At 63.2% G+C, this 23996-nt stretch carries 20 protein-coding genes; 12 read left to right on the top strand and 8 right to left on the bottom strand.

The annotated features are described in order from the left end of the window. Positions 1-139 precede the first annotated feature (139 nt). The 7 genes from OPV09_RS20000 to urtE all read left to right on the top strand — a co-directional run bounded on the left by OPV09_RS20000 (position 140) and on the right by urtE (position 7328). Positions 140-745, top strand: coding sequence for a transglutaminase family protein (locus OPV09_RS20000; RefSeq protein WP_338679205.1), 606 nt, complete (start codon positions 140-142; stop codon positions 743-745). 21 nt (positions 746-766) lie between these two features. Continuing rightward, a complete protein-coding gene (locus OPV09_RS19995) occupies positions 767-1555 on the top strand; it encodes a DUF4349 domain-containing protein (protein ID WP_034756736.1) in 789 nt (262 codons plus the stop codon). 198 nt (positions 1556-1753) lie between these two features. Then, the gene (gene urtA, locus OPV09_RS19990) at positions 1754-3007 is read left to right on the top strand and encodes an urea ABC transporter substrate-binding protein (RefSeq protein WP_070305111.1); all 1254 of its coding nucleotides are present in this window, start codon (positions 1754-1756) and stop codon (positions 3005-3007) included. Positions 3008-3094: 87 nt separating this feature from the next. Beyond that, on the top strand, positions 3095-4678 hold the full coding sequence (urtB, locus tag OPV09_RS19985) for an urea ABC transporter permease subunit UrtB (RefSeq protein WP_338679204.1): 1584 nt from the start codon (positions 3095-3097) through the stop codon (positions 4676-4678). Then, the gene (gene urtC / locus OPV09_RS19980; protein ID WP_338679203.1) at positions 4675-5796 is read left to right on the top strand and encodes an urea ABC transporter permease subunit UrtC; all 1122 of its coding nucleotides are present in this window, start codon (positions 4675-4677) and stop codon (positions 5794-5796) included. Before urtB ends, urtC begins: the two co-directional genes overlap by 4 nt. Beyond that, the gene (gene urtD / locus OPV09_RS19975; protein ID WP_338679202.1) at positions 5793-6623 is read left to right on the top strand and encodes an urea ABC transporter ATP-binding protein UrtD; all 831 of its coding nucleotides are present in this window, start codon (positions 5793-5795) and stop codon (positions 6621-6623) included. The genes urtC and urtD overlap by 4 nt, the downstream gene beginning before the upstream one ends. Positions 6624-6629: 6 nt before the next feature. Then, complete coding sequence (urtE, locus tag OPV09_RS19970) at positions 6630-7328, top strand: urea ABC transporter ATP-binding subunit UrtE (RefSeq protein WP_338679201.1); 699 nt, start codon at positions 6630-6632, stop codon at positions 7326-7328. 2 nt (positions 7329-7330) lie between these two features. Here urtE and OPV09_RS19965 read toward each other — a convergent pair whose 3' ends face one another. The 3 genes from OPV09_RS19965 to OPV09_RS19955 form a co-directional block, all read right to left on the bottom strand. After that, a complete protein-coding gene (locus tag OPV09_RS19965) occupies positions 7331-7915 on the bottom strand; it encodes a chromate transporter (RefSeq protein WP_072452948.1) in 585 nt (194 codons plus the stop codon). Beyond that, positions 7912-8499, bottom strand: a complete 588-nt coding sequence (locus OPV09_RS19960; protein ID WP_139089792.1) for a chromate transporter — start codon at positions 8497-8499, stop codon at positions 7912-7914. The genes OPV09_RS19965 and OPV09_RS19960 overlap by 4 nt, the downstream gene beginning before the upstream one ends. Before the next feature lie 192 nt (positions 8500-8691). After that, positions 8692-8868 (bottom strand): hypothetical protein, encoded by a 177-nt coding sequence (locus tag OPV09_RS19955; RefSeq protein ID WP_175444610.1) that lies wholly within the window; start codon positions 8866-8868, stop codon positions 8692-8694. 261 nt (positions 8869-9129) lie between these two features. Here OPV09_RS19955 and OPV09_RS19950 point away from each other — a divergent pair, with 261 nt between their 5' ends. After that, complete coding sequence (locus OPV09_RS19950; RefSeq protein ID WP_051991806.1) at positions 9130-9351, top strand: hypothetical protein; 222 nt, start codon at positions 9130-9132, stop codon at positions 9349-9351. Positions 9352-9766: 415 nt separating this feature from the next. Here the strand turns inward: OPV09_RS19950 and OPV09_RS19945 are convergent, their stop codons facing one another. Both OPV09_RS19945 and OPV09_RS19940 read right to left on the bottom strand, forming a co-directional pair. Beyond that, entirely contained in the window at positions 9767-10366 is a 600-nt protein-coding gene (locus tag OPV09_RS19945) for a response regulator (RefSeq protein WP_338679200.1), read from the bottom strand. Positions 10367-10728: 362 nt separating this feature from the next. After that, on the bottom strand, positions 10729-11277 hold the full coding sequence (locus OPV09_RS19940) for a phosphohydrolase (protein ID WP_051991807.1): 549 nt from the start codon (positions 11275-11277) through the stop codon (positions 10729-10731). A gap of 244 nt (positions 11278-11521) precedes the next feature. On the opposite strand from OPV09_RS19940, the gene OPV09_RS19935 reads away from it, so the two are divergent. Both OPV09_RS19935 and OPV09_RS19930 read left to right on the top strand, forming a co-directional pair. Then, the gene (locus tag OPV09_RS19935; protein WP_338679199.1) at positions 11522-14605 is read left to right on the top strand and encodes an NAD(P)-binding protein; all 3084 of its coding nucleotides are present in this window, start codon (positions 11522-11524) and stop codon (positions 14603-14605) included. 2 nt (positions 14606-14607) lie between these two features. Then, positions 14608-15519 (top strand): alpha/beta hydrolase, encoded by a 912-nt coding sequence (locus OPV09_RS19930; RefSeq protein ID WP_072452950.1) that lies wholly within the window; start codon positions 14608-14610, stop codon positions 15517-15519. On the opposite strand, the gene OPV09_RS19925 is transcribed toward OPV09_RS19930, so the two are convergent. Further along, positions 15504-18395, bottom strand: coding sequence for a hybrid sensor histidine kinase/response regulator (locus OPV09_RS19925; RefSeq protein ID WP_338679198.1), 2892 nt, complete (start codon positions 18393-18395; stop codon positions 15504-15506). The genes OPV09_RS19930 and OPV09_RS19925 overlap by 16 nt on opposite strands. A gap of 155 nt (positions 18396-18550) precedes the next feature. Between OPV09_RS19925 and OPV09_RS19920 the strand changes: the two genes are divergently transcribed. Next, positions 18551-19180, top strand: a complete 630-nt coding sequence (locus OPV09_RS19920) for a LysE family translocator (protein ID WP_070302025.1) — start codon at positions 18551-18553, stop codon at positions 19178-19180. Here the strand turns inward: OPV09_RS19920 and OPV09_RS19915 are convergent. Both OPV09_RS19915 and OPV09_RS19910 read right to left on the bottom strand, forming a co-directional pair. Then, entirely contained in the window at positions 19143-19871 is a 729-nt protein-coding gene (locus OPV09_RS19915; protein WP_072452951.1) for a YceI family protein, read from the bottom strand. The two genes, OPV09_RS19920 and OPV09_RS19915, sit on opposite strands and share 38 nt — an antisense overlap. A gap of 530 nt (positions 19872-20401) precedes the next feature. Next, positions 20402-23107, bottom strand: a complete 2706-nt coding sequence (locus OPV09_RS19910) for a M1 family metallopeptidase (protein WP_338679197.1) — start codon at positions 23105-23107, stop codon at positions 20402-20404. 252 nt (positions 23108-23359) lie between these two features. Here OPV09_RS19910 and OPV09_RS19905 point away from each other — a divergent pair, with 252 nt between their 5' ends. Beyond that, on the top strand, positions 23360-23983 hold the full coding sequence (locus OPV09_RS19905; protein ID WP_338679196.1) for a glutathione S-transferase family protein: 624 nt from the start codon (positions 23360-23362) through the stop codon (positions 23981-23983). Positions 23984-23996 lie beyond the last annotated feature (13 nt).

Below are 23996 nucleotides of genomic sequence, written 5' to 3'. Positions count from 1 at the left end.
CCGGGCCGCCGCCAAAGTCGCCGCCCCCGGAACGGCGAGCCTGACGCGTGGATTTTCTTTGTTCCTGCGCAAAGAAACGGTGAATGTTGCGAAGCTTCGACTAAAATCGCGCATTATCTTTTCGCATTGCCTTTATGCCATGTCTACCGACTTTTCCCCCGACTTTTCCATATATCTAGCCAGCAGCACCTACATCGACAGCGACCATCCGGCCGTGCGCGCCAAGGCGGCCGCACTGGCGGCCGGTGCCGTGGGCGACGCGGCCATCGCGGCCCGCTGCTTTGCCTTCGTGCGCGACGAGGTGGCCCACAGCTGGGATTACCAGCGTAATCCCGTCACTTGCCGCGCTTCCGACGTCTTGCAGCATGGAACGGGATACTGTTATGCGAAGAGCCATCTGCTGGCCGCGCTGCTGCGCGCCAACGGCATTCCTGCCGGCCTGTGCTACCAGCGCCTGGCTGTCGGCCAAGTGGGGCCGCCGTTTTGCCTGCATGGCTTGAATGCCGTGTATCTGCAGGAGTTTGGCTGGTACCGCATCGATGCGCGCGGCAACAAACCCGGCGTCGATGCCGCCTTTGTGCCGCCACGCGAGCAGCTGGCCTTTCCCGTGCTGGCGCCAGAGGAGCGCGACTTGCCGGAAATCTGGGCGGAACCGCTGCCGCAGGTGGTGGCGTCGCTGACGCAATACGCCACCGTGCACGACGTGGCGGCGCACCTGCCCGATATCACATTGCTGCCGCTGTAAAAATAATCCAGGAAAGAAATCATGAAAAAAGTGTATGTAGGCCTGATCGGCCTGATGTTGCTGGCCGGTTGCGGCGGCAAGGGCGAGAGCGGCGGGCAGTCGAGCGCCGCGCGTCTCGATGGCAAGGAAAAGGGCAGCGAGTTTCTTGCCTATGAACATAATGTCAGCGTCGATACGCACGAGGCGCAAGTGCGGCCCCTGTATGAAAAAGTGCTTGCCGCCTGCAAGGCCGATACGGAAAACGGCTGCCTGTTGCTCGATTCCAGCCTCGACAGTGGGCGCTATGTGCATGCGCGCATCAGCATGCGCGCCAAGCCGGCCGGCATCAAGAAGCTTGTCGCGCTGGTCGCGGCCGAAGGCGACGTCACCAGCCAGGGCACCAAGGTGGAAGACCTGGGCCGTCCCGTGCTCGACAGCAAGAAACGCCTGGAGATGCTCAAGCAATACCAGGCGCAATTGCAAGACCTGGAAAAGCGCTCGGGCGCAAATGTCGATGCCCTCATCAAGGTGACCAAGGAACTGGCCACTGTGCAAGTGGAGCTGGAGCAGGCGACGGCGGCCGACGCGCTGTTGATGCAGCGCATCGATACGGACTTGCTGAACGTGGCCATCAGCGCGGAAGGCAAGCAATCGTTCTGGACGCCCGTCAAGCGCTCGCTGGGCAATTTCACGGACAACCTGTCGGAAGGCGTGGCCAACGCCATCACGGCCATGGCCTACATCCTGCCGTGGCTGATCGCTTTCGTGCTGCTGTTCCCGCTGGGACGCAAGGGTTGGCGCCGCTTGAGAGGCGTACCGCGCAAGGATTGATGCCGGGATTGTTGCGTCCGGCGCACCGTTTTACGGCAATTTGAAACCTGGCTGCACAGTCCTTGTGCAGCCAGGTTTTTTTTCGTGCGGCGGGAGCCGCGTGCACCATGGCGGACACCTGCTGGCGCTGGCATGCATTCTGCTTTAACAACATCGTATGCCCAGCTCGACCCCCACGAACCCATCACAGGAGTCCCCATGTCACGACGCATCATCCTGAAAGCGGCCGCCGCCGGCGCACTGGCCCTTGCCACCTCCACTTACATGCAGGCAGCCCTGGCCGCCGATACGATCAAGGTAGGCATTTTGCACTCGCTGTCGGGCACCATGGCCATTTCCGAAACGTCGCTGAAAGACGTAGCCTTGATGACGATCGCCGAGATCAATGCCAAAGGTGGCGTGTTGGGCAAGAAGCTGGAAGCCGTCGTCGTCGACCCGGCGTCGAACTGGCCTTTGTTCGCGGAAAAAGCGCGCCAGCTGGTGGCGCAGGACAAGGTCGCCGTCGTGTTTGGCTGCTGGACGTCCGTGTCGCGCAAGTCGGTTTTACCCGTGTTCAAGGAACTCAACAGCCTGCTGTTTTACCCGGTGCAATACGAGGGCGAGGAACTGGAAAAGAATGTGTTTTACACGGGCGCCGCGCCGAACCAGCAGGCGATCCCCGCCGTCGAATACCTGATGAGCAAGGATGGCGGCGGCGCCAAGCGCTTCGTGCTGCTGGGCACGGATTACGTGTATCCGCGCACCACCAACAAGATCCTGCGTGCCTTCCTGAAAAGCAAGGGCGTCAAAGATAGCGATATCAGCGAGGTCTACACGCCGTTCGGCCACGCCGACTATCAAACCATCGTCGCCAACATCAAGAAGTTTTCCACGGGCGGCAAGACAGCCGTTATATCCACCATCAATGGCGATTCGAACGTGCCGTTCTACAAGGAGCTGGGCAATGCGGGCTTGAAAGCCACGGACGTGCCCGTCGTCGCGTTTTCCGTGGGCGAGGAAGAGCTGCGCGGCATCGATACCAAGCCCTTGCTCGGTCACTTGGCGGCGTGGAATTATTTTGAATCCGTCAAGAACCCCGTGAATACGGCCTTCATCAAGCAGTGGAAGGCTTACGCTGTGGCACAAAAACTGCCGAACGCGGGTTCGGTCGTGACGAACGACCCGATGGAAGCGACCTATGTCGGCATCCACATGTGGGCGCAAGCCGTGGAAAAAGCCAAGTCGACGGACACGGACAAGGTGATCGCCGCCATGGCCGGCCAAAGCGTCAAGGCGCCATCGGGCTTCACCCTGACCATGGATGCCACGAACCACCACCTGCACAAGCCCGTGATGATCGGCGAGATCAAGGCCGATGGGCAATTCAATGTCGTGTGGAAAACCAAGGAACCGATCCGCGCCCAGCCTTGGAGCCCGTTTATCAAGGGGAATGAGGGTAAGCAGAAGTTATGAGTTAGCAGCAGAAAGGCCGGGGTCAGACCCGACGGGTCTGACCCCAGATTTCGCTTGGGCTGAAGTAACGATGAGAGGTCTTTCCGCATGCGTCTGCTACGTCGTATTTTGTTATTACTTTGCCTGTTGCCGCTGTCTGCGCAGGCCGCCATTCCCCCCGACCTGCTCAAACCGCTATCCGGCGACGACCCCGACGCCAGAGTCGCTGCCGTCGCCCAGATCGCCGCCCTGGCCACACCCGAGGCCGCCCGTGTGCTGCAAGCCTTGCAGGACGACGCTTTATACGCAACACCCGACGGCAAGGTGTATATCGTCGACGGCGAGCAGGCGTATGACCCTGCACTCGGCAAGAGCGTGCCGCTGCCGGACGGCATCGATGGCGTGATGGTCAACAACCGCTTGCGCTCGGCCGTGGCGGGCGCCTTGTCCGGGTTGAAACTGCTGGCGCCCGAGCGCTCTACGCGCCTGGCCGCCGCGCAGGCATTGCAGCAATCCGTGGATCCGGCGCAGCTGCCCCTGATCCACAAGGCGCTGGCGCAAGAGAGCGATGCCGAGATCCAGCAGATATTGCAAGTGCTGATCGCCAGCGCCAACCTGCATGCGCCAGACGCCGCCACGCGCAAGCAGGCCGTGCAGGCGCTGGCCGGCAGCAGCGATGCGCGCCTGCTACCCGTGCTGCAAGCCATGCTCGAGAAGGGAGGCGAGCCCGACGAAGCCGTGCAGCTGGCCGCCATCGAGACCATGGGCCAGATCAAGGGCCGGGTGGCGCGCATGGAATTCGCCGGCAACGTGTTCTATGGCATTTCACTGGGCAGCGTGCTGCTGTTAGCCGCCTTGGGGCTGGCCATCACGTTCGGCTTGATGGGCATCATCAACATGGCGCATGGCGAACTGCTGATGATAGGCGCATACACGACCTATTTATGCCAGCTGTTCTTCCGCACCTATCTGCCTGGTCTGCAGGATGCCTACCTGCTGGCCGCCTTGCCGGCGGCCTTTCTCGTCGCGGGACTGGTGGGCGTGGCGCTCGAGCGCACGGTGATCCGCTGGCTGTACGGGCGGCCGCTGGAAACCCTGCTGGCCACCTGGGGTATCAGCCTCATCCTCATGCAGACGGTGCGCACGATCTTCGGCGCGCAAAACGTGGAAGTGGCCAATCCCGCCTGGATGTCGGGCGGCGTGACGGTGCTGGGCGGCCTAGTGCTGCCGTACAACCGCCTGGCCATCATCGTCTTCGCCGTCCTTGTCGTGGTGGCAGTGTGGCTGATCCTCAACAAGACACGGCTGGGCCTATTCGTGCGGGCCGTCACGCAAAACCGCCGCATGGCCGATTGCGTGGGCGTGGCCACGGGCAAGGTCGACATGCTGACCTTCGGCCTCGGTTCCGGCATCGCCGGGCTCGGTGGCGTGGCCCTGTCGCAGCTGGGCAATGTGGGGCCGGACCTGGGCCAAAGCTACATCGTCGATTCCTTCATGGTGGTGGTGCTGGGCGGCGTAGGGCAACTTGCCGGCACCGTCATCGCCGCGCTGGGCCTGGGCGAAGTGAACAAATTCCTCGAACCGGTGGCGGGCGCCGTGCTGGCGAAAATCGCCATTTTGGTATTCATCATCATTTTCATCCAGCGCCGGCCGCAGGGCCTGTTTGCCATGAAGGGACGCAGCGTCGAATGACTACCTCCTATCAATCCAAGCAGGGCCTGTTCACGCGGCCCGTCTGGCTGGCGATTGCCGCATGCACGCTGCTGGCGGCGCTATTGCCGATTTTTAACCTGGCGTTTGCCGAAGGTCATGCCTTGCACGTGTCCGCCTATACGGTGGCGCTGGTGGGCAAGTTCATGTGTTATGCGCTGGCCGCGCTGGCGCTGGACCTCGTCTGGGGCTACACGGGCATCTTGTCGCTGGGGCACGGCGTGTTCTTTGCCCTGGGCGCGTATGCGCACGGCATGTATCTGATGCGCGCGATTGGCGACCAGGGCCAGTACCAGAGCAGCTTGCCCGACTTCATGGTCTTTCTCGACTGGAAAACCTACCCGTGGTACTGGGCCTTCACGGAACATTTCTGGTACTGCATGGCCCTCGTCGTGCTGGTGCCGGGCGTGCTGGCCTTTGTGTTTGGCTACTTTGCCTTTCGTTCGCGCATCAAGGGTGTGTATTTTTCCATCATCACGCAGGCAATGACGTATGCCTTCATGCTCTTGTTCTTCCGTAATGACACCGGCTTTGGCGGCAACAACGGTTTCACGGATTTCAAGACCATCCTTGGCCATGACATCACGGCGCCCGCTACCCGTGCCGTGCTGTTCCTGCTGACCCTGGCCTTCCTGCTGGCCGCGCTGGTGGGCGCGCGCGCCATCGTCCGCTCGAAACTGGGCAGGGTGCTGCAAGGCGTGCGCGACAGCGAGGCGCGCTTGATGTTCCTTGGCTACAACCCGCTGTGGTTCAAGCTGTTCGTCTGGACCTTGTCGGCGGTGCTGTGCGGCATCGCTGGCGCTCTGTACGTGCCGCAAGTGGGCATCATCAATCCGTCCGAAATGTCACCGGCGAACTCCATCGAAATGGTCGTGTGGGTGGCCGTCGGCGGACGCGGTACTTTGATCGGTCCCATCCTGGGCGCCTTCACCGTCAACGGCTTGAAAAGCTGGTTCACGGCCGCCTTGCCGGAACTGTGGCTGTTCGCGCTGGGCTTGCTGTTCATCGTCGTCACCCTGTTCATGCAGCAAGGCATGCTCGGCGTGTTGAACAAGCTCAAACGCAAGAAAACGGCCGTCGTGGCAGAGGAGGCCGCATGAGTATCCGCATGTTGCCCGGCATGGCCAGCGCGGAAACGGGCGCCAGTTATTCGCGCGTGAAAGGCGAGGGCGTCGATACGACGCATGGCGCCATTTTGTATCTGGAAGACATCAGCGTGTCGTTCGACGGCTTCAAGGCCATCAATAAGCTCAGTCTCGACATTTCCGTGGGCGAATTGCGCTGCATCATCGGCCCTAACGGCGCGGGCAAGACGACGATGATGGATGTGATCACCGGCAAGACGCGGCCCACGTCCGGCACGGCCTGGTTTGGCCAGACCATGAATCTGGCGACGATGACGGAAGCGCAGATTGCCCACGCGGGTATCGGTCGCAAGTTCCAGCGCCCCACCGTGTTCGAGCAGCACACGGTGTTCGACAACCTGGAACTGGCGATGAAGATGGACAAGCGCGTGGCGCCCACCCTGTTTGCGCGTTTAAGCTCGGAGCAGGCAGGCAAGATCGAAGCGATTTTGCGCTTGATTCGCCTCAACGGCCAGGAAGCGCGGCCAGCCGGCTTGCTGTCGCACGGGCAAAAGCAGTGGCTGGAAATTGGCATGCTGCTGATGCAGGAGCCGCAGCTGATTCTATTGGACGAACCGGTGGCCGGCATGTCCGATGCCGAAACGGCGCGCACGGCGGAATTGCTCAATGAATTGCGCGGCAAGCATTCGATCATGGTGGTCGAGCACGACATGGGTTTTGTGACTGACATTGCCCAGCAAGGCATCGTCACCGTGCTGCATGAGGGTGCCGTGCTGGCGCAGGGGCGCATGGACGAAGTGCAGGCGGACGAGCGCGTCATCGAAGTCTATCTGGGAAGGTGAACACATATGCTGGAAGTTGAGCAATTGAATCAATACTATGGCTCCTCGCACACCTTGCGCGGCATCAATCTGTCGGCGCGCAAGGGCGAATGCCTGGCCTTGCTGGGGCGCAATGGCGTGGGCAAGACGACCTTGCTCAAATGCCTGATGGGCGTGCTGCCCGTGGCGCAGGGCAAGGTGGTCTTCCAGGGGCGCGACATCACGAAGCTGACGCCGCATGCGCGGGCAAAGCTGGGCATCGCTTACGTGCCGCAGGGGCGCGACATCTTTGCGCGCCTGACGGTCGAGGAAAACTTGCTGATGGGCATGGCGGTGAAGCGCGGAAAACAAGCGTCGTGCATCGATTCCCATGTGTATGAGCTGTTTCCAGTGCTCAAAGAGATGCTGCAGCGGCGCGGCGGAGATTTATCTGGCGGGCAACAGCAGCAACTGGCCATCGCCCGCGCCCTGCTGGCCGAGCCGCAGCTGATCATCTTCGACGAGCCGACGGAAGGCATCCAGCCCTCCGTCATCAAGGATATCGGCAGGGTCATTTCCTTGCTGAAGCAGCGTGGCGACATGGCCATCGTGCTGTGCGAACAGTATTTCGATTTTGCCCGCGAGCTGGCCGATGAATTCATCGTCCTGTCGCGCGGCAGTGTCGTCGCCAGCGGCAAGGCGGAACAGATGGATGGCGAGGACGTGAAGCGGCACCTGGCCGTGTAAGGTCAGACGAGCTGGAACCAGCCCAGCACGGCGCCGGCCGCCAGCAGCCACAGCAAATGGATCTTCGTGCGCCAGATGATGAGGCCGGTCACGATGGATAGGCTCCACAAGGGCCAGTCCGTGCGGATGTCATGGTTGGCGCCGCCCAAAATCATGCCCGTGGAAATCAGCAGGGCGACGACGATGGGCGCCATGCCTTGCTTGAAGGCGCGCACGGGGCGCAGGTCGCGGTTGCGGTAGCCCCATTGGGCCGCCACGTAGGTGAGGGTCGTGCTGGGCAGCATGATGCCCACCATGGTGATGAACACGCCCAGGTAGGCGGCCGTGTAGCTGCCCGCGTTCATGCCCACGTTCCAGCCCATCAGGGCGACGAACAGCACGTTTGGCCCGGGCGCGGCCTGGGCGATGGCGATCGACTCGTTGAATTGCGCCTGGGTCAGCCAGCCATGCTGTTCGACAAGGAAGCGGTGCATTTCGGAGGTGGTGGAAATGGCGCCGCCGATCGACATCAGCGACAGCATCAGGTAGTGGCCGAACAGGTTCAGCCAGTCGCCTGTGCTCAACACCAGTTGCAAAGGCGGATTCATGGGGACAGCTTTCGATAGGTGAGCAGGCAGCCGATGCCGCCCAGGCCCAGCAGGATGTACAGCAGGGGCCAGCGCAAGATCGCCACCATCAGCACACCGAGCACGGTGATGGACAAGGTGAGCCACAGGGGCAGCGGATGCTTGGCCAGCGCGGTCGCCAGTTTCACGCCCGTGGCGGCGATCATGCCGGCCGAGACGGCCGCCATGCCGCGCAAGGCGCCCGCCATCTGCGGATTGTCGCCAAAGCGCGTGTACAGCACGCCCAGCACGAGCACGATGACGAGAGGCGCGGCCAGCATGCCGGCCAGCGCCGTCAGCGCGCCTTTCAAGCCGAAATAGCGCCCGCCCACCATCAGGGACAGGTTGACGACATTCGGCCCGGGCATGATTTGCGCCACGGCCCAGTCTTCGAGGAATTCCTCCTGCGTCAGCCAGCGCTTGCGCTCGACCATCTCGCGCTGGATCACGGCCAGCACGCCGCCAAAGCCCTGCAGGGCCAGCCAGGTGAACGAGAAGAACAGGTCGGCAAGCGAAGCTGGTTGCGGACGGGGCAGGTCGGGCGGAAGCGTGGAAGGTGCGGGCATGGCTGATTATCGCCGTGCCTGCTTCGCCTTGTCCATGCTTATGTCCATACATAGTTGCTGGCGTGGCTTATAACACCTAACAAAACCGTAGCGAGCGGAAGTAAGTTGCGGTTGAGAAGCGCAACTGTACGAAGGTACAGTGAGCATCGCAGACCGCAAATTACGACGCGCAGTAGGTTTTGATAGGTGTTCTCAGCCCCCGCCTATGCCGGCGATGACCACGCCCGTGCCGCCGCACATGGGGCAGGGCTGGCCATCGGCCCTGGCGCCCCGGCCCTGGCAATGCGTGCAGACGTTTTCACCGGTGCCGGGGGTGCCGGGAGGGGCTATGTCGCCGGGATTTTTGGCTGGTTCGGGTGTTGTATTCATGTCGTGTCTCCTCGTCCATGCAGCGCGAACGCCGCGTGATGGCAGCCATTCCATACTAGGCTGGCGACAGGCGCTGCGTTTGATCTGCCTTAGACGTGCGGCCTTGTGTATCAGAAAAAAACTGCATGGGAATAACTGGCTGGCATTGACATCGCGCGTTTTTCGGCAATACTTTCGCTGTCACTCTTCCTCGCTGCCATCCCGGCGCCGTTCTCCGCCGCCATGTCCCGCCATGTCTACCTTCCGCAGGAGTCATTCATCATGCTGAGTTCCCAAGAAACCTTGCACATGCCCGTCAAACCCGTGGCGCTGCATGCCCGCGTCGACCAGAAGATGTGCGATATCGTCAACCTGGGCATCGCCGTGCAGGCAGCCTTCAGCACCTTGTGCGCGCTGGAATACCTGAAGTCATACAATATCGCCCCCGAGCTGATCGAGCGCGTGCTGCTGCATCCGGAGCAGCGCCGCCAGACCGTGCATTGAGTATCCGCATTGCAACTGTGTTGCCGGCAGCGTTAGCTCGGTGTTGTCGGATTGATCATTACGGCTCAGTTATGCACAAATGATGGGTTAACGAAATTGCTGAAATAATTTTCCTGTGATTATGTGTGAGTTTCCAAGTGCTTGATTTTAATGGATTTTATTTTTGCTGTTTGATTGAGCAGTTTATTGAAAGCCGCACGGGCTGTGGCTTTGAGGGCTGTCAATAGGCCCTTATCCACAAAGATATCCACAGTCCGTGTGGATATCTGAAAAAGCGCTTAACAATCCGCCACTTAGGAAATTGGGGCCGCCCGGCACATGCGATGGGCCGGCAGGATGGGCCAAAATGGGGCATGCCACAAGCCTGTATGCCTATCCAGTGCTCTGGTTTTGTGACTGAAAGTAGCGGCCGTGTTCAGGGCGTGCCGCCGGCCGGCGCCGCTGGCGTGTTGCCGCACTGGGCCAGGGCTGCGGCCAGTTCGGCGACTTGTTGCTCCGCTTCGCGCAAGGTGGCGTAGGTGCGCAGCGAGGCGATCACGGTGGTGAACAACTTGCGCGTGGTCAGGTCCGTCTTGCACCAGAAATCGTTGATGTCGTAGTCGATGATGATGCGGTGCTCGAGCGCCTGGCCGGGCTGGCCCGTGCGCAGGATGATGCGCACGGCGCTGTTGTGCAGATCTTCGCGGATCTGGCGCGCCACTTGCAGCCCGGCATCCTGGGTTTCCATGATCACATCGAGCAGCACCACGGCGATATCGGATGTGCTGCGCAGCAAGTCCAGCGCCTCGGCGCCCGAATACGCGTGCAAAAAGCTCAGCCTTCGTCCCTGGAAGCTGGCCTGGCTGAGGGCGAATTTGGTCACCACGTGCACGTCGACATCGTCATCGACGATCAGCACGCGCCATGGCGCCGCGGTGGCAGGCTCTGCCGGCGCGTCTGCCCGTTCCAGCGGTTCGTCGACCAGCCAGTCCGGTTCGTCCGCCCCCTTGGCGGCACTATCGCTATCCATGTTCATGCGTTTATCCACCGTTGATCGTGCTCGCTACTCCACACTATGCCAGTCTACGGGGTTTGTCAAAACAATGCTGTTCAAGCAAGACGGCCTGGCGCCAGGATTGCTTATGCACAGCAAAATATATTTTCATGGTGGTGAAGTAACTTTGCTCCAGCGCAAATTCGTGATTGCAAGTCATTGATTTCATTGGGGTAAAAAATTGCCTGTGAAATCAGCAAATTGTTGAAACCCGCATCAATACTGGTGTTGCGGCTTGTCAAGAGGGGCTTATCAACAACTTTATCCACAGTTGCTGTGGATATCTAAAAAAGCCGTGCAAAAACCGGGGCTTAGCGCCCGTTCGTGAGGCAGGGTCGTAGCATTCATGCGGCAAGTCCAAGCCCGCTCAGCTGGGCAAAGGCATGCAGGAAGCGCTGCTTCGCTTCGGCCGGACCCATGGCTTCGATTATACCGGGCAAGGGGGCGATGCCGTCAAGGTAAGCCCAGCGCTCGGCCGAGTGCGGCATCAGGTCGCGCTTTTCCGTCGCCAGCGCGATCAGGTCGGCCCGCTTGATGGGCGCGTAATCGGAAAAATCCAGCCCATACGTGGCGGCGATGATGGCGCTGACCTTGTCTTCCAGCACGGCAAATTCCGGCAGCAATACTTTCAAGGGTTTCACCATGTCGCCCAGGTAGGCTTCGGCCGCGTCGTGCAGCAGGGCGGCCAGGCGCAGGGGCGGCGGCACCAGTTCGGCGACGATCAGGCTGTGCTGGGCGACCGAGTAAAACACTTGCGTCTGTCCATTGAAGCGGCACTGGTAAGCGAGGCCGTGGGCGATGTCCTCGATGGCGACCTTGTCGATATGCGGGCGCAAGGGATAAAAACGGTTGCCGGAATAGGTGGAAACGTAGTCGGTGGTAATCATTGCCATGGCATGGTGCTCGGAACGCTCAAGAGGCTTCATCGTACACCCGATGGCATGGGCTTGCCCCGGCTGCCGTGCGCAAGCCCATGCTATGCATCTTGGCAAATCCTTTAATTTATTTCATATCATGCAATGCTCTTTCTGAAATACACTGTAGCAATCTTGTTTGTCTGAAACTTTAATTGGGGGCAGGGCAATGACGGCGCAACCTTCGGCAAGACCTTCGTATATCTATCAGGGCGGTTCGGTGATGATGCACTCGCCGCTGCAATTGAAACAGTCGGAAATGTATGGCTATTTCGTCAAGGGCGACCTGGCCAAATTGCAGGCCACCGTGAATACCACCTTGAACCAGGTGGCGGGCAGCAAGATGACCCTGAAAGCCCTGTCGCCGTATGTGATGCTGACGTTTACGCGCGTCAACCATGCGGATTCCGCCAACCCCGTCGACCAGGCCAAGGGCTGGATCACGGAAGTCGATATCGTCACCTGGATCATGGTCGGCCAGATGGATGCGGCAGGCAAGCTTGCGCATATCTATTGGTACCCGTGCCATATTTTCGTCGATGATGCGATGGCCCTGATCAACGGGCGCGAGCTGTTCGGCTATCCGAAATACCTGTGCGACTACGAGATTCCCGCCGCCGGCAGCGAGCCGCTGCGCTGTTCCGTCGCCGCCAAGGGCTTCCAGCATTTCTCACCGGAAACGAAACTGGCGCTGCACCCGCTGCTGGAAGTCAACGCCACCGTGCAGACGGGGCCGCACAAACCCGTCAACAGTTTCCTGGAGCTCATCGAGCAGGCGTTCCAGATTTTCCTCTCCATTCCCGATTTCTTCGACATGGACCAGGCCGGCTGGGCCGATATTCTGTCCTTGCTGCGCAACCCGCGCATCGACCAGATTTTCCTCAAGCAATTCCCCGACAGCGCGGGCGTGAAAGCCGTGTACCAGGCCCTGGTGGCTGCGCCGGCCGAGATCAACCGCCTGCACAGCGCGCGCCTGCTCGGTTATGAATACGAATGCACCTTGCATGCGTTCGACAGCTTCCCTCTGGACCAGACCCTGGGCTTGCAGCTGGGACCGCAAACGGCGATTTTGCCCTTCAATGTGAACTTCGATTTTACGGCCATGCCGGGCGAGGAGCTGGTCGACAATTCCCGCATCGCGCCTGAAAAGATCGCCATCCTCGGCGGCGGCGTGGCGGCCATGACCACCGCGTATTACTTGACGAACCAGCCGGGCTGGCAAAACCGGCACACCATCACCGTCTACCAGCTGGGCTGGCGCCTTGGCGGCAAGGGCGCCAGCGGGCGCAATGCGCAAGCGGGCCAGCGCATCGAGGAACACGGCTTGCACATCTGGTTCGGCTTCTACGCGAACGCCTTCAAGATGATCAAGGAAGCGTATGCGAGCCTGGAGCGTCCGCCCGGCGCGCCGCTGGCCACCTGGCGCGACGCATTCAAACAGCACGATTACGTGGCCCTGTCGGAAGACGTCAAGGGGCAGTGGCGCAACTGGTCCATCGTCTTTCCCACCTTGCCGGGCGAGCCGGGCGAGGGTGGCGAAGACATCACGCTGTGGCAGATGGCCATCGCCATGGTGGGCTGGATCGAGCAGTGGATACGCCAGATCCGGCAAGTGGCCGATGCCGATGCGCGCATCGTGCGCGCCAGCGCGTCGCAAGGCGAAGGCGTGTGGCCGGGCTGGCTGCGCCGCCTGGCCGATGAAGTGGTGGGGCAGGCTGATGAACTGGGCCTCGACGTGGGCTTGTCCGTCGGCGCGCTGGTGGCGCTGGTGGCCGACCTGGCGCCCGATTCCACGCGCCACGATCAGGCCCGCCACCAGCTGCTGGCCAGCACCCTGAACGGCATCCGCGCGTGGCTGCGCCTGCGCTACCGCGCCCTGATCGATGGCGACGATGAATTGCGCCGCCTGTTCACCTGCCTGGACCTGGGCATCACGGTCATGAAAGGCATGTTCGAGGATGGCGTGTTCAAGAACGGCTTTGACGTCATCAACGATATCGATTTCCGTGCCTGGCTGAGAAAACATGGCGGCGACGAGCAGTTCAGCGTCAACTCGGCGCCCGTGCGCGGCTTTTACGATCTGGTGTTTGCCTACGAAGGCGGCGATTTTTCCAAGCCGAACATCGAGGCGGGGACGCTCTTGCGCTCGATGGCGCGCATCGGCCTGGCCTACAAGGGCGGCATCATGTTCAAGATGCAGGCCGGCATGGGCGACACCATCTTTACGCCGATGTACGAAGTGCTGAAGAAAAGGGGCGTGGAATTCAAATTCTTCCAGCGCGTGGAAGAACTGGTGCCGGGCGCGGGCGACATCGACAGCATCCGCATCACGCAGCAGGTGCAATTGAAGGACCCGGCCGCCGGCTACGCGCCGCTGGTGGACGTCAAGGGCCTTGCCTGCTGGCCCAGCGCGCCCGATTACGCGCAGATCGAACCGGCCCAGGCGGCGCTGCTGCAGGCGCAGGAAGTCAACCTGGAATCGTACTGGAGCGCCTGGCCGCAGCAGTACCAGCAAGCGTTCGGCCGCGCGCTGCCCGCCACGGTATTGAAGAAGGGCGTCGATTTCGACAAGGTGGTGTTCGGCATTTCCATCGGTTCGCTGCAGGCCCTGTGCCCGCAGCTGCTGGCGCAAAGCCCGGCCTTGCAGCTGGCGGCCGACAAGGTGAAAACCGTGGCCACGCAGGCTTACCAGGTGTGGCTCAACAAGAACCTGGCGCAGATGGGCTGGACCACGCAGCCGAAAGGCCAGCAGCCGGTGCTGTCGGCCTTTACGGAGCCGTACGACACGTGGGCGCCGATGGACCAGCTCCTGGCGCACGAAGACTGGCCGGTCGGGCTGGAGCCGAAAAATGTCTCGTACTTTTGCAGCGCCTTCCCCGTCGACAGCTACCCGCCCGTCACCGATACGGATTTTCCCGCCCGCTGCGCGGCCAGGGCGAAGCAGGGCGCCGTGCACCAGCTCGAGCGCGAGATCGGCGCGCTGTGGTCCGAGGCGGGCGCGCCTGGCGCGTTTCCGTGGCAATGGCTGGTCGACGCGAAGGAGAGCGCGGGACCGGCGCGCTTCGACAGCCAGTACTGGCGCGCCAACGTCGACCCATCCGAACGCTACGTGATGTCGGTGGTGGGCAGCACGCAGTACCGGCTGGCCACCGACCAGTCAGGGTTCAGCAACCTGTTCCTCACGGGCGACTGGATCAAGACGGGCCTCAACGCTGGCTGCGTTGAGGCGGCCGTGATGGCGGGCATGCAGACGTCGCGCGCCATGACGGGCTATCCGGCCGTGATCCAGGGCGAGAAGGATTTCTAGGCATGCGGCGCCTGATGCTGTCGTGTCTGGTTCTGTTCCACCTGCACGCGGGCGCGGCGCCGCCCGGCGCGATTGTGCTGTGGCCGGGCGAGCCGCCCGGTGGTGCGGCACCGGGTCCGCAGCGCGACAGCGCCAAGGGCTCCATCACGCAGGTCGAGCAACCGTATCTGATCGCGCACCGCCCGGCGCAGCCGAACGGTATCGCCATTCTCCTGGTCAGTGGCGGCGGCTATGCGCATATCGAGGCGGGCAAGGAGAGCGGCCCCACCGCCAGCTGGCTGCAGGCGCAGGGCATCACGGCGTTTGAACTCGTGTACCGCCTGCCGCAGGAAGGCGGCGGGGTAGCCGCGCCATTCCAGGATGGCCAGCGCGCCATGCGCGTGATCCGTGCGCGCGCGGCCGAATGGGGCATCGACCCGGTGCGCATCGGCATGCTGGGTTTTTCCGCCGGCGCGCACCTGGCCGGCATGACGGCCGTGCAGCCCGATGCCGTCCGCTATGCGCCTGTCGATGCGGTGGATGGCGTCTCCGCGCGGCCAGACTTTGCCGTGCTGCTGTATCCCGTGCTGACCATGCAGCGACCATTTGACACGACGCATGCGAAGAAACAGCTGCTGGGCGCCCATCCCACGCTGGCGGCGCGCGACGCGCTATCGGTGGAATTGCACGTCGATGCGCGCACGCCGCCAATCTTCATCGCGCAGGCGCTCGACGACCGCGTGTCGCCGCCCGAAAACAGTATATTGATGGCCGGCGCCCTGCGCCGCGCGGGCGTGTCCGTCGAACTGCATCAGTTCCAGAGCGGAGGGCATGGCTGGGGATTGGGCAAGCCGGGCAGCGAACCGGCCGCGTGGCCGCAGCTGTTGCTGGCGTGGCTGCAAGCGCATGGCTGGATGCCTCAGCCTGCTGGCTGAGCTTCCAGGTCCCGCCGCGCCGCATCGAGCGCCTCTTGCAGCTGCGGCAGGAACTGTTCCACGTTATCGAGCTGGCCGTTCGAGGCCAGGGTTTCCATCTGGTGGCACAGGCCGTGCAGGGTGGGGCGGCTCAGGTAGCCGGCACTGCCCTTCAAGGCATGGAAGGCGGCAGCGGCCGCGCTGGCGTTCCCATCGCGCACGGCGTGGCAAGCGAGGTCCAGGCGCCGCGGCGCTTCCGTCAGAAACGCTTGCGCGATGCGCTGCAGGTGCTGCTGCGACAGGCCTGCCAGCGGCAGGATGTGCACTGGTGCCGTCATGGGATCGGCCGGCGCGGGTGACTGGTCCTCGGCGCCGTCCAGGCCGAACTGGCGCGCCAGGGTATCGTCCTCGGTGGGTACGGCAGGCGGCAGCGCGTGGCCGCGCGCCAGCAGCAAGTCGATGATGGCGTCGATTTTTTCGAACAGCAGCGCTTCGTCGACGGGTTTGCTGAGGAAGTCGTCCATGCCGGACGCCAGGTAGCGCTGCCGGTCATGTTCGCTGGCGTTGGCCGTCAGCGCCAGGATGGGAATCTGCGCGTCGGCAATGGGGAATTGCGCGTTGCCGCCGGCGCGGATCAGGCGCGCGGCCTGTTCGCCATCCATCTCCGGCATGCGGCCATCCATCAGCACGCAATCGTAGGCGCTCGTGCCCAGCGCGCGCAGCGCCTGCTCGCCGTTTTCCACGATGGTCACCTCATGCCCCATGCTTTCGAGCAGGGTGCCGATGATGATCTGGTTGGTGCGCACGTCTTCGGCGCACAGGATGCGCAGGCGGCAGGCGTGGCGCGCGTGGCGTGCGGGCCGGCGCGCGTCGGCCGCCGGCGCGCTGCCGTCTTCCAGCGGCAAGGTGAAATGGAAGCGCGAGCCGATGCCGACCCGGCTTTCCACGCCGATCGTGCCTTTCATCAGTTCGACCAGTTCCTTGCAGATGGCCAGGCCCAGGCCCGTGCCGCCGTAGCGGCGCGTGGTGGAATGGTCTGCCTGCTCGAATTTCTGGAACAAACGCGGCAAGGTGTCCGCGTCGATGCCGGGACCCGTATCGCTGATGATGAATTCAATGGCGTTGCGACCGTCCTGGCGCGGTGGCGTGCGGGCACGCCGCACTTCCAGCAGCACTTCGCCATTGGCCGTGAATTTCAGCGCGTTCCCCAGCAGGTTGATGAGGATTTGCCGCAGCCGCGTGGGGTCTGCGCGCACGTAGCGCGGCAGGTCCAGCGCCAGTTCGCGGCGCAGCAGCAGGCTTTTGGCGTCGGCCTGGCCCTGCACGATGCCGGCTGCGTCGCCGATCAGCGCCAGCAGGTCGAAGTCCACGGTTTCCAGGGTAAGCTTGCCCGCGTCGATCTTCGAGAAATCGAGGATGTCATTGAGGATGGTCAAGAGCGACACGCCATTGTGCAAGCCGATGCGCAGGTATTCCTGCGTGCGCCCGCGCACGGACTGGTCGCGCAGCGCGAATTTCAGCATGCCGATCACGCCGGCCAGCGGCGTGCGGATGTCGTGGCTCATGGCCGACAGAAAATCGATGCGGTGGCGGCTGACCACTTCCGCGTGCTCCTTGGCCTTCAGCAGGGCGTCGTTGCTGAGGGTGAGTGCCAGGGTGCGTTCCTGCACGCGCTGTTCCAGGTTATTGCGCAGCAATCGGATCTGGTCGGCCAGGGCAAAGGCCAGCAGCAAACCGTCGAGCGTGCCGCCGAGCAGGGTCACCAGCTGGGCGTTGGCCACCATGGCCGGCATCAGGCCCAGGTTGGCCGGCAGGATCAGAAAGCCGGGCAGCATCAGGGCGACGAAGGCCAGCACGAAGAAGCGCGCCGGCTGGTAGCCGCGGCGCCAGACGACGATGCCGCAGATGAGCGCCAGCAGCATCCAGATGCTGATGGCGATGGTGGCCAGGGTATGCGCATACGACAGGGCGAAGAAGCAGCTCGGCAGCAGCAGCAAGGGCAGCACCAGATTGATCTTGCTGATGCTGTGCAGCCGGGGCGAGTAGTCGCGCAGGCGCAGGAAATGCATGTAGAACAGCGTGCTGAAGACGGGCAACAGGAAAAACGGCACGTAATGGAGCTGCAGCATATGCCAGTCGAACAGGTCGGCAAAGACGTGGAAAGTCATGGCCCAGGCCAGGCCATACGTCAGCACGTACAGCGTGTAATAGGCCGAGGCTTTTTCCAGGGTGATGGAAAAAATGAAGAAATTGAACAGGCCCAGCGCCAGCAGGGCGCCGATGGATGCCACCATCAGGAAGTTTTCCTTGCCCACCAGCTTGCGGTAATCGCGCTGCGTCTTCACGCCGAACATGGGCGCGCGCGCGTAATACGGGCTGGAAAAGCGGATCAGGATGTCATACGTGGCACCCGGCGCCAGCTGCACGTTCCCGCCGTAGTGCAATAAATACTCGTGCGGCCGCTGGTAGCCCGTCAGCAAGGTCTGCGGCGCCGTGTGCTGCCCGGGGCCATACACGTGCACGTCCACCAGGTCGATCAGCGTGTCGTTCGGGTCGATGACCCAGGCGGTTTCAGCGCTGTCGTTGCGCACCTGCGCATGCAGCCAGTAGGCGCCGCCGAACAGGTCGACCTGGCCGGCCGGACGCTGGCGCGCCAGCCAGGCGGGCAGGGCGGCCGCATCGGCCGGTGCGGCTTCGTTGTCGGCGAGAAATAGTTGCCCACCTATGCCCAAATGGTGGATGCCTTGCTTGCCCAGGGGAATGGGAGTTGCCTGCGCCGCGCCCGCCATGCCCAGCAAGCCGAACAGCAGGCTGAGCAGGAGCGGCCAGCCGCATAGCCAGGCGCAGACGCGGTAGCTGGAAGCGCGGTGGCAGGGAGGGGGCGGGTGGGCTGGCATCGATGGGCTTGGTGATGGTCGCGCGGAAATGGCGGCAACGCCGTTTGCATTGGAGTGCCCATTTTAATCGACTCTCGGTGACACACGGGCAATTTCATGTCCTGTCCGCCTGGCGCCCGCTCCGGTATCATGGCGCCTTTGCCCGCGAGATATTCATGCTCAGTCCCGACCAGTTCCTGGCCTTCCTGGCCGCCGCCGTTTTGATCACCGCCAGCCCCGGCCCCGACAACCTGATGGTGCTGGGCGTGGGCATGTCGCGCGGACGCCGCCAGGGCATGGCGTTCGGCCTCGGTTGCGCCCTTGGCTGCCTCACGCACACGGTGCTGGCGACCATCGGCGTGTCGGCCCTGCTGGCCGCCTCGCCCATGGCATTTACGGCGCTCAAAGTGGCCGGCGGGCTGTATCTCGTGTGGCTGGGCATCGGCGCCTTGCGCAGCCGTGGCGGCGCCAGAGTCGATGGCGCGGCGGCCTTGCCCGACGAATCCTTGCTGCGCCTGTTCGGCAAGGGACTGTTTGCCAACAGTATCAATCCGAAAGTCGTGCTGTTTTTCCTGTCGTTCCTGCCGCAGTTCATCGTCGCTGGCCAAGGCAATGCCAGCTGGCAGACGGCGCAACTGGGCCTGGTCTTCACGGCGCAGGCGTGCGTGCTGTTCGGCCTGCTCGGCTATTTTTCCGGCGCCGTCGGCCTGTGGCTGAACCGCCGCCCGCGCGCCGGCCTGTGGCTGGACCGGGTGGCCGGCACCATCTTCATCGGCCTGGGCTTGCGATTGATCCTGGCACGCTGAGTTCTTGCCGGGCGGTAATGCGGAACGCCAGTTCCATCTGATCCTGCACGGCCATGGCGCCGCCCAGGACGGCGAACGGCACGATGCCGAAGTCGCTCTGTTTCAGCAGCAGGCTGCCGCTGGCCTGCAGGCGGCGTCCATCGGCCGCTTGCTCGACCCGCACCGGCAGCTGCACCGTGCGCGTCACGCCATGCAGCGTGATGTCGGCATCAAACACCTGCTTGTTGCCCGTGCGGCGCGCGGCGATGCTGACCCACGGATAGCGTTCCGCCTCGAGCACGCGCACCAGCATATTGTGGCGCGTGCCGGCGATGGCGTCGGCCGACGGCGTCGTCGTCAAACCGGCCGCCTGGCGCAGGCTTTCTTCATCCACGCTCATCTCGTCAAGCCGGAAGCGGAATTGCGCGCGCCCCAGCGCGGGCGCAACGACGCCCTGCAGGCTGCGGCTGGCCACCACGTGGTCATGCCCGAGCCGCGCCAGCGCACCGCCACGGCGCACGGTGATGGTCAGCAGGGATTCGTCGGGCGCAATGTGCAGCAGCTGCACGCCCTGCCGCTGCCACGCGGGCGCGGGCATCGCGGCAGGGGTAGCCGGCGCGGAAGCCGGGGCAGGCGCGGGCGGCAGGGGTGTGCAGGACGCCAGCAAGGCGCAGGCAAGCAGGAAAACGGTGCGAAGATTCTGGCTGAACATGGGGCAGAAGAGGCAAGGGCGATGGGGGCATAGTACGCGATCCGCGCGGAGGTGCGCGTGCAATGTTAGAGCTAGGTCATATGGCGGTCATATGACGCTGTTATGATGCTTTTGTTGGCACACAGCATGCGATGCGCAGATCACTACGTTCCGGGAGCGATAGGATGCAGGCATGACTCAACAGCTTAGCCGGTGAGCTCAACCATCGGCACCAGATACGTTAAACTTGTTTTATAGTAATGATTGCAGGGCGGGGCAGGGGAAATACGGGAAACGGGCGGGGATTTAATGAAGTCCTAAGCCTGTTTCAACGAAGGGCTGGCATAGTGGATACATGGCGCACGGAAACCCCGAGCGCAAGGTTGCCGGACACCTCAATGACCGGCACGATTTCCACTTTTTCATGTGTTTTCCCGTTTTATCCCTGCGCTCTGAAACAGCGTTTCAACCGGCTACCGCACTTTGCGAAGCCGGTTTTTTTTGCCTGCGTTTTCATCAGTTCCCGGCACCAGGGCCGGGATGCCAATTACTTAGCCTGCCTGTTTCGCCAGCCACGCATCGACTGCCGGCAGGCGCTCGGCGCGTACCTTGATACGGTACTTGATGCCGGCCACGGAGCTGTCGGCGTCGCCGCGCGCGCCGGCCGGCAGGTTCGCTTGCGCGTACGCTTCCAGCTTGGCGATCATGTCCGGCTGCGCCGAACCGGCGGCCAGGCGCGGGAAATAGCGGCTGCGCGAGCTGGCGTCGATGCGCGCATTGACTTGCTCCAGGTGCGCCAGTGCGAAGTCGAAGGCCAGTTCCGGATGCGAGCGCGACACGCGCGAGATCATGGCAGGGCTGTTCGTCACGCCCGGTTCATCCGTCAGTGCCAGCGCCAGCGCGCGCTGCGCCAGTGCGGGATCGTCGCTCGAGGCCAGCAAATCGTACAGCTGATTCTTGACCAGCGGCGTCTTTTCCTGCCGCGCTTTGGCGTGCAGCTGCTCCCAGGTGGCGGCGTCCGCATGCTGCGCCACCACGCCCAGGATGGTACGGCGCAATGGCGCGGGCATGGCGGCCGCATTTTGCTCACCGGCCTGTTCGCTGGCCTCATAGCGGCGGCGCGCTTCCGCGATCACGCCCGGTTCGCCCATGTCGCCGAGGATGGCGATCAGGCGGCCGCGCAAGGTCGCCACGCTCGACGCCTCGCCCGCGCGCGCTTCCCAGCCCGTCTGCGCCATCATCGGCGCCAGGCGCGCCATGGCGAAGCGGCCGAAAGCCTGCTGGCGAACGGCATCACCGGCATACTGTTCGTACAGGCTGCCCAGTGAGCTGGCCACCTTGCCCAGCACCTGCGGATCGGCCGACAGCGGCGTCGCCTTCACCAGTTCCAGGAAGTCGGCCAGGTTTTGCGCACCGGCCAGGCCCAGCGACTGGCTGTCCGCCAGCAAGCCCAGCTGGTCGATCGGCGCCAGGCGCGCAAAGCTGCCCGCCAGCGCGCGCGTGTTGGCCGGCGCGTACACGGTACGGTAGTAGCCGCTCTGGCCCGCGTTCACGAGCAGGGCGCCGCAGCCGGGCACGTTCAGGGTGGCCTTGCCATCCTTGAGCACCACCTTGGCCAGCTTGCCGTTGCCGACCGTCGACGCGATCACGGGCACTTGCCACGACAGCGGTTTCTTATTCGGCTGGTCCTTGGAAAATTCCGTCTGCGTCAAGGTCACGCGCGTATTGCCGTTTCTGCATACGGCGTCGCCCACCGTGATCATCGGCACGCCCGGCTGCAGGGTGAAATCATGGGCGATGGCGCTGACAGGCTTGCCCGCGGCCGCATCGACTTCGCGCCACAGGTCGTCGGACACCGTATTGCCATACGCATGCTTGCGCATGTAGTTGCGCACGGCCGTGCGCCACGTGTCGGCGCCCACATACGCTTCGAGCATGCGGATCACGGCTTCGCCTTTTTGATAGGTGATGCCGTCGAACGCCTGGCTGGCCTGCTCCACCGTGGCGATGCGCTGCACCACGGGGTGCGTGGTGCGCAGCGCATCCTGGCTCATGGCCGACTCGCGTCCGCCGACGCTGGACAGGGCCGTGTTCCACTCCGGGTGCAAACGCTCCGTGGTGCGGCTTTCCATCCACGAGGCAAAACCTTCGTTGAGCCACAGGTCGTCCCACCAGCGCATGGTGACCAGGTCGCCGAACCACTGGTGTGCCATTTCATGCGACAGCGTGGTGTAGATGTTTTCCTTGTCTGTCTGCGTCGAGATGGTCGGGTCGAGCAGCAGGCCGTATTCGAAGGTGAAAACGGCGCCCCAGTTTTCCATGGCGCCGAAGAACTGGCTGCGGCCCGGTGCGGCGATGTTGTCGAGCTTGGGCAGCGGGTAGCGCACGCCGAAATAATCGTTGTATTCGCGCAGCAGGGCGACCGACTCGTCGAGCGCGAAGCGGCTTTGCGCCAGCGCGCCCTTCTTCGTGATGACGCCTATCTCCGTGCCGTCGCTCATGGCCGTGGCCCGCTCGAAGTCGCCCAGGCCAAAGAACAGCAAATACGTCGACATGCGCGGCGTGGTGGCGAAGCGCACGTGCTTGGTGCCATTGCCCAGGTCCTCGCTGCTGGCGATCGGCATGTTCCCGACGGCCATCTGGCTGCTCGGGACGATCACGTCCAGCGCGAAGGTGGCCTTGTAGTCCGGTTCATCCCACGACGGCAGCATGCTGCGCGCGTCGGAATTTTCGAACTGCGTGTACAGCGCGCGCTGGCGGCCCTGCGGCGTGTCGTAGTCGAGCGAGAACAGGCCCGTGGCCTGCGTGCCGATCTTGCCGCTGTAATCGATGCGCAACAGGTACTCGCCCTTGGCCAGCGGCTGGGCGAAATGCACGGTGGCCGTCTGCTTGTCCGCATCGAAATCGATCTTGCGCGTCACCTGCTTGCCGCCGCCCGCGCCTTCGATGGCGGCAGCGGCAAACTCCAGGTTCAAGGCGTTGAAGGTGATGCTGGCGGTCGGCGCGTCGACGGCGACCTTGATGGCGGCTGCGCCCTTGAAGGTGGAGGCGGCGGCGTCCGGCGTGATCGACAGCGCATAGTGCAAAGGCGTGACGCCGCGCGGCAACTGCGTGGTGGTCGTGGTGGCGTGGCTGGCCGAGGCGTATCTGCTGGCGGGTGCGGCGTGGCCCGCATGGGCGGCGGTGATGGAAGCCAGTGCCAGGACGGCGGCGGCCAGTTGGCTGCGGCGGAAGCGCGGAGTCGGTGTGCGATGCATGGTATGCCCTAGTTTCATGGATAAAACGCCCGCCAGCCGGATGGGCTGCGGGCGTTGATGGCGGTAGCGGGACATCGCTGGAACTGGCGGCCAGCGTTCCCGTACAGCAATCTAAGGTGAAACGGGGGCAAAGTCAACGCGCCAGGGGCGCCGCACCATGGCGGTGCGCTGGTATGATGGGCGCATGATTGTACTGCCGCAGGCCAGTCCCGCAGCCGCGCCCACTAACATAACAAGACGAGACCCAAGCACATGAAACTGATTATCAGCCCCCGCACGCCCAATCCGCGCCGCGTCACCATGTTCATCGCCGAGAAGGGCATCACCGGTATCGAGGAAGTGGCGCTCGACCTGATGGCGGGCCATCATCGCGATCCCGCCTTCCTGGCGAAAAACCCGCTGGGCCGCGTGCCCGTGCTGGAACTGGACGACGGGCGCGTGCTGACCGAGACCCGCGCCATCTGCACTTACCTGGAGGGCTTGCAGCCGCAGCCGAACCTGATGGGAGATGGTTACGAGGAGCGCGCGTTCATTGAAATGGCAGACCGCCGCGTGGAACTGCATTTGTTCAGCGCAGCCGCCAACTGGGTGCGCCACGGCCATCCGGCCCTGGTGGCGCTGGAAAACCCGCAGTTTCCCGATTTCGCCACGGCGCAGGCGGGCAAGCTGCGCGAGACGGCGCAATGGCTGGATCAGGTGCTGGCTCACCAGCCCTACATCGGCGGCGACCGCTTTACGATTGCCGACATCACGGCCTTCTGCGCGCTGGAATTTGTGCGCGGCCTGATGAAGTACCGGCCCGGCGCGGAAGGCTTGGCCAACCTGCAGGCCTACCGCGACCGCATCGCGGAACGGCCCAGCGCGCAGGCGAAGTAAGGATATTTTGCTA

The organism is Janthinobacterium sp. TB1-E2, from assembly GCF_036885605.1.
Classification (GTDB): Bacteria; Pseudomonadota; Gammaproteobacteria; order Burkholderiales; family Burkholderiaceae_D; genus Janthinobacterium; species Janthinobacterium aestuarii.
Note: the sequence above shows the minus strand (reverse complement) of the source record. Positions and strands in the feature narration are given on the sequence as shown.

Excerpts from the sequence above, each read along its gene's own strand:
- OPV09_RS19960 (WP_139089792.1), bottom strand. The coding sequence starts at position 8,499 with ATGCCCGCACCTTCCACGCTTCCGCCCGACCTGCCCCGTCCGCAACCA.
- OPV09_RS19950 (WP_051991806.1), top strand. The coding sequence starts at position 9,130 with ATGCTGAGTTCCCAAGAAACCTTGCACATGCCCGTCAAACCCGTGGCG.
- urtC (WP_338679203.1), top strand. The coding sequence starts at position 4,675 with ATGACTACCTCCTATCAATCCAAGCAGGGCCTGTTCACGCGGCCCGTC.
- urtD (WP_338679202.1), top strand. The coding sequence starts at position 5,793 with ATGAGTATCCGCATGTTGCCCGGCATGGCCAGCGCGGAAACGGGCGCC.
- urtA (WP_070305111.1), top strand. The coding sequence starts at position 1,754 with ATGTCACGACGCATCATCCTGAAAGCGGCCGCCGCCGGCGCACTGGCC.
- OPV09_RS19955 (WP_175444610.1), bottom strand. The coding sequence starts at position 8,868 with ATGAATACAACACCCGAACCAGCCAAAAATCCCGGCGACATAGCCCCT.
- OPV09_RS19930 (WP_072452950.1), top strand. The coding sequence starts at position 14,608 with ATGCGGCGCCTGATGCTGTCGTGTCTGGTTCTGTTCCACCTGCACGCG.
- OPV09_RS19965 (WP_072452948.1), bottom strand. The coding sequence starts at position 7,915 with ATGAATCCGCCTTTGCAACTGGTGTTGAGCACAGGCGACTGGCTGAAC.
- urtB (WP_338679204.1), top strand. The coding sequence starts at position 3,095 with ATGCGTCTGCTACGTCGTATTTTGTTATTACTTTGCCTGTTGCCGCTG.
- OPV09_RS19905 (WP_338679196.1), top strand. The coding sequence starts at position 23,360 with ATGAAACTGATTATCAGCCCCCGCACGCCCAATCCGCGCCGCGTCACC.
- OPV09_RS19925 (WP_338679198.1), bottom strand. The coding sequence starts at position 18,395 with ATGCCAGCCCACCCGCCCCCTCCCTGCCACCGCGCTTCCAGCTACCGC.
- OPV09_RS20000 (WP_338679205.1), top strand. The coding sequence starts at position 140 with ATGTCTACCGACTTTTCCCCCGACTTTTCCATATATCTAGCCAGCAGC.
- OPV09_RS19940 (WP_051991807.1), bottom strand. The coding sequence starts at position 11,277 with ATGGCAATGATTACCACCGACTACGTTTCCACCTATTCCGGCAACCGT.
- OPV09_RS19945 (WP_338679200.1), bottom strand. The coding sequence starts at position 10,366 with ATGAACATGGATAGCGATAGTGCCGCCAAGGGGGCGGACGAACCGGAC.
- OPV09_RS19910 (WP_338679197.1), bottom strand. The coding sequence starts at position 23,107 with ATGCATCGCACACCGACTCCGCGCTTCCGCCGCAGCCAACTGGCCGCC.
- OPV09_RS19915 (WP_072452951.1), bottom strand. The coding sequence starts at position 19,871 with ATGTTCAGCCAGAATCTTCGCACCGTTTTCCTGCTTGCCTGCGCCTTG.
- OPV09_RS19995 (WP_034756736.1), top strand. The coding sequence starts at position 767 with ATGAAAAAAGTGTATGTAGGCCTGATCGGCCTGATGTTGCTGGCCGGT.
- urtE (WP_338679201.1), top strand. The coding sequence starts at position 6,630 with ATGCTGGAAGTTGAGCAATTGAATCAATACTATGGCTCCTCGCACACC.
- OPV09_RS19935 (WP_338679199.1), top strand. The coding sequence starts at position 11,522 with ATGATGCACTCGCCGCTGCAATTGAAACAGTCGGAAATGTATGGCTAT.
- OPV09_RS19920 (WP_070302025.1), top strand. The coding sequence starts at position 18,551 with ATGCTCAGTCCCGACCAGTTCCTGGCCTTCCTGGCCGCCGCCGTTTTG.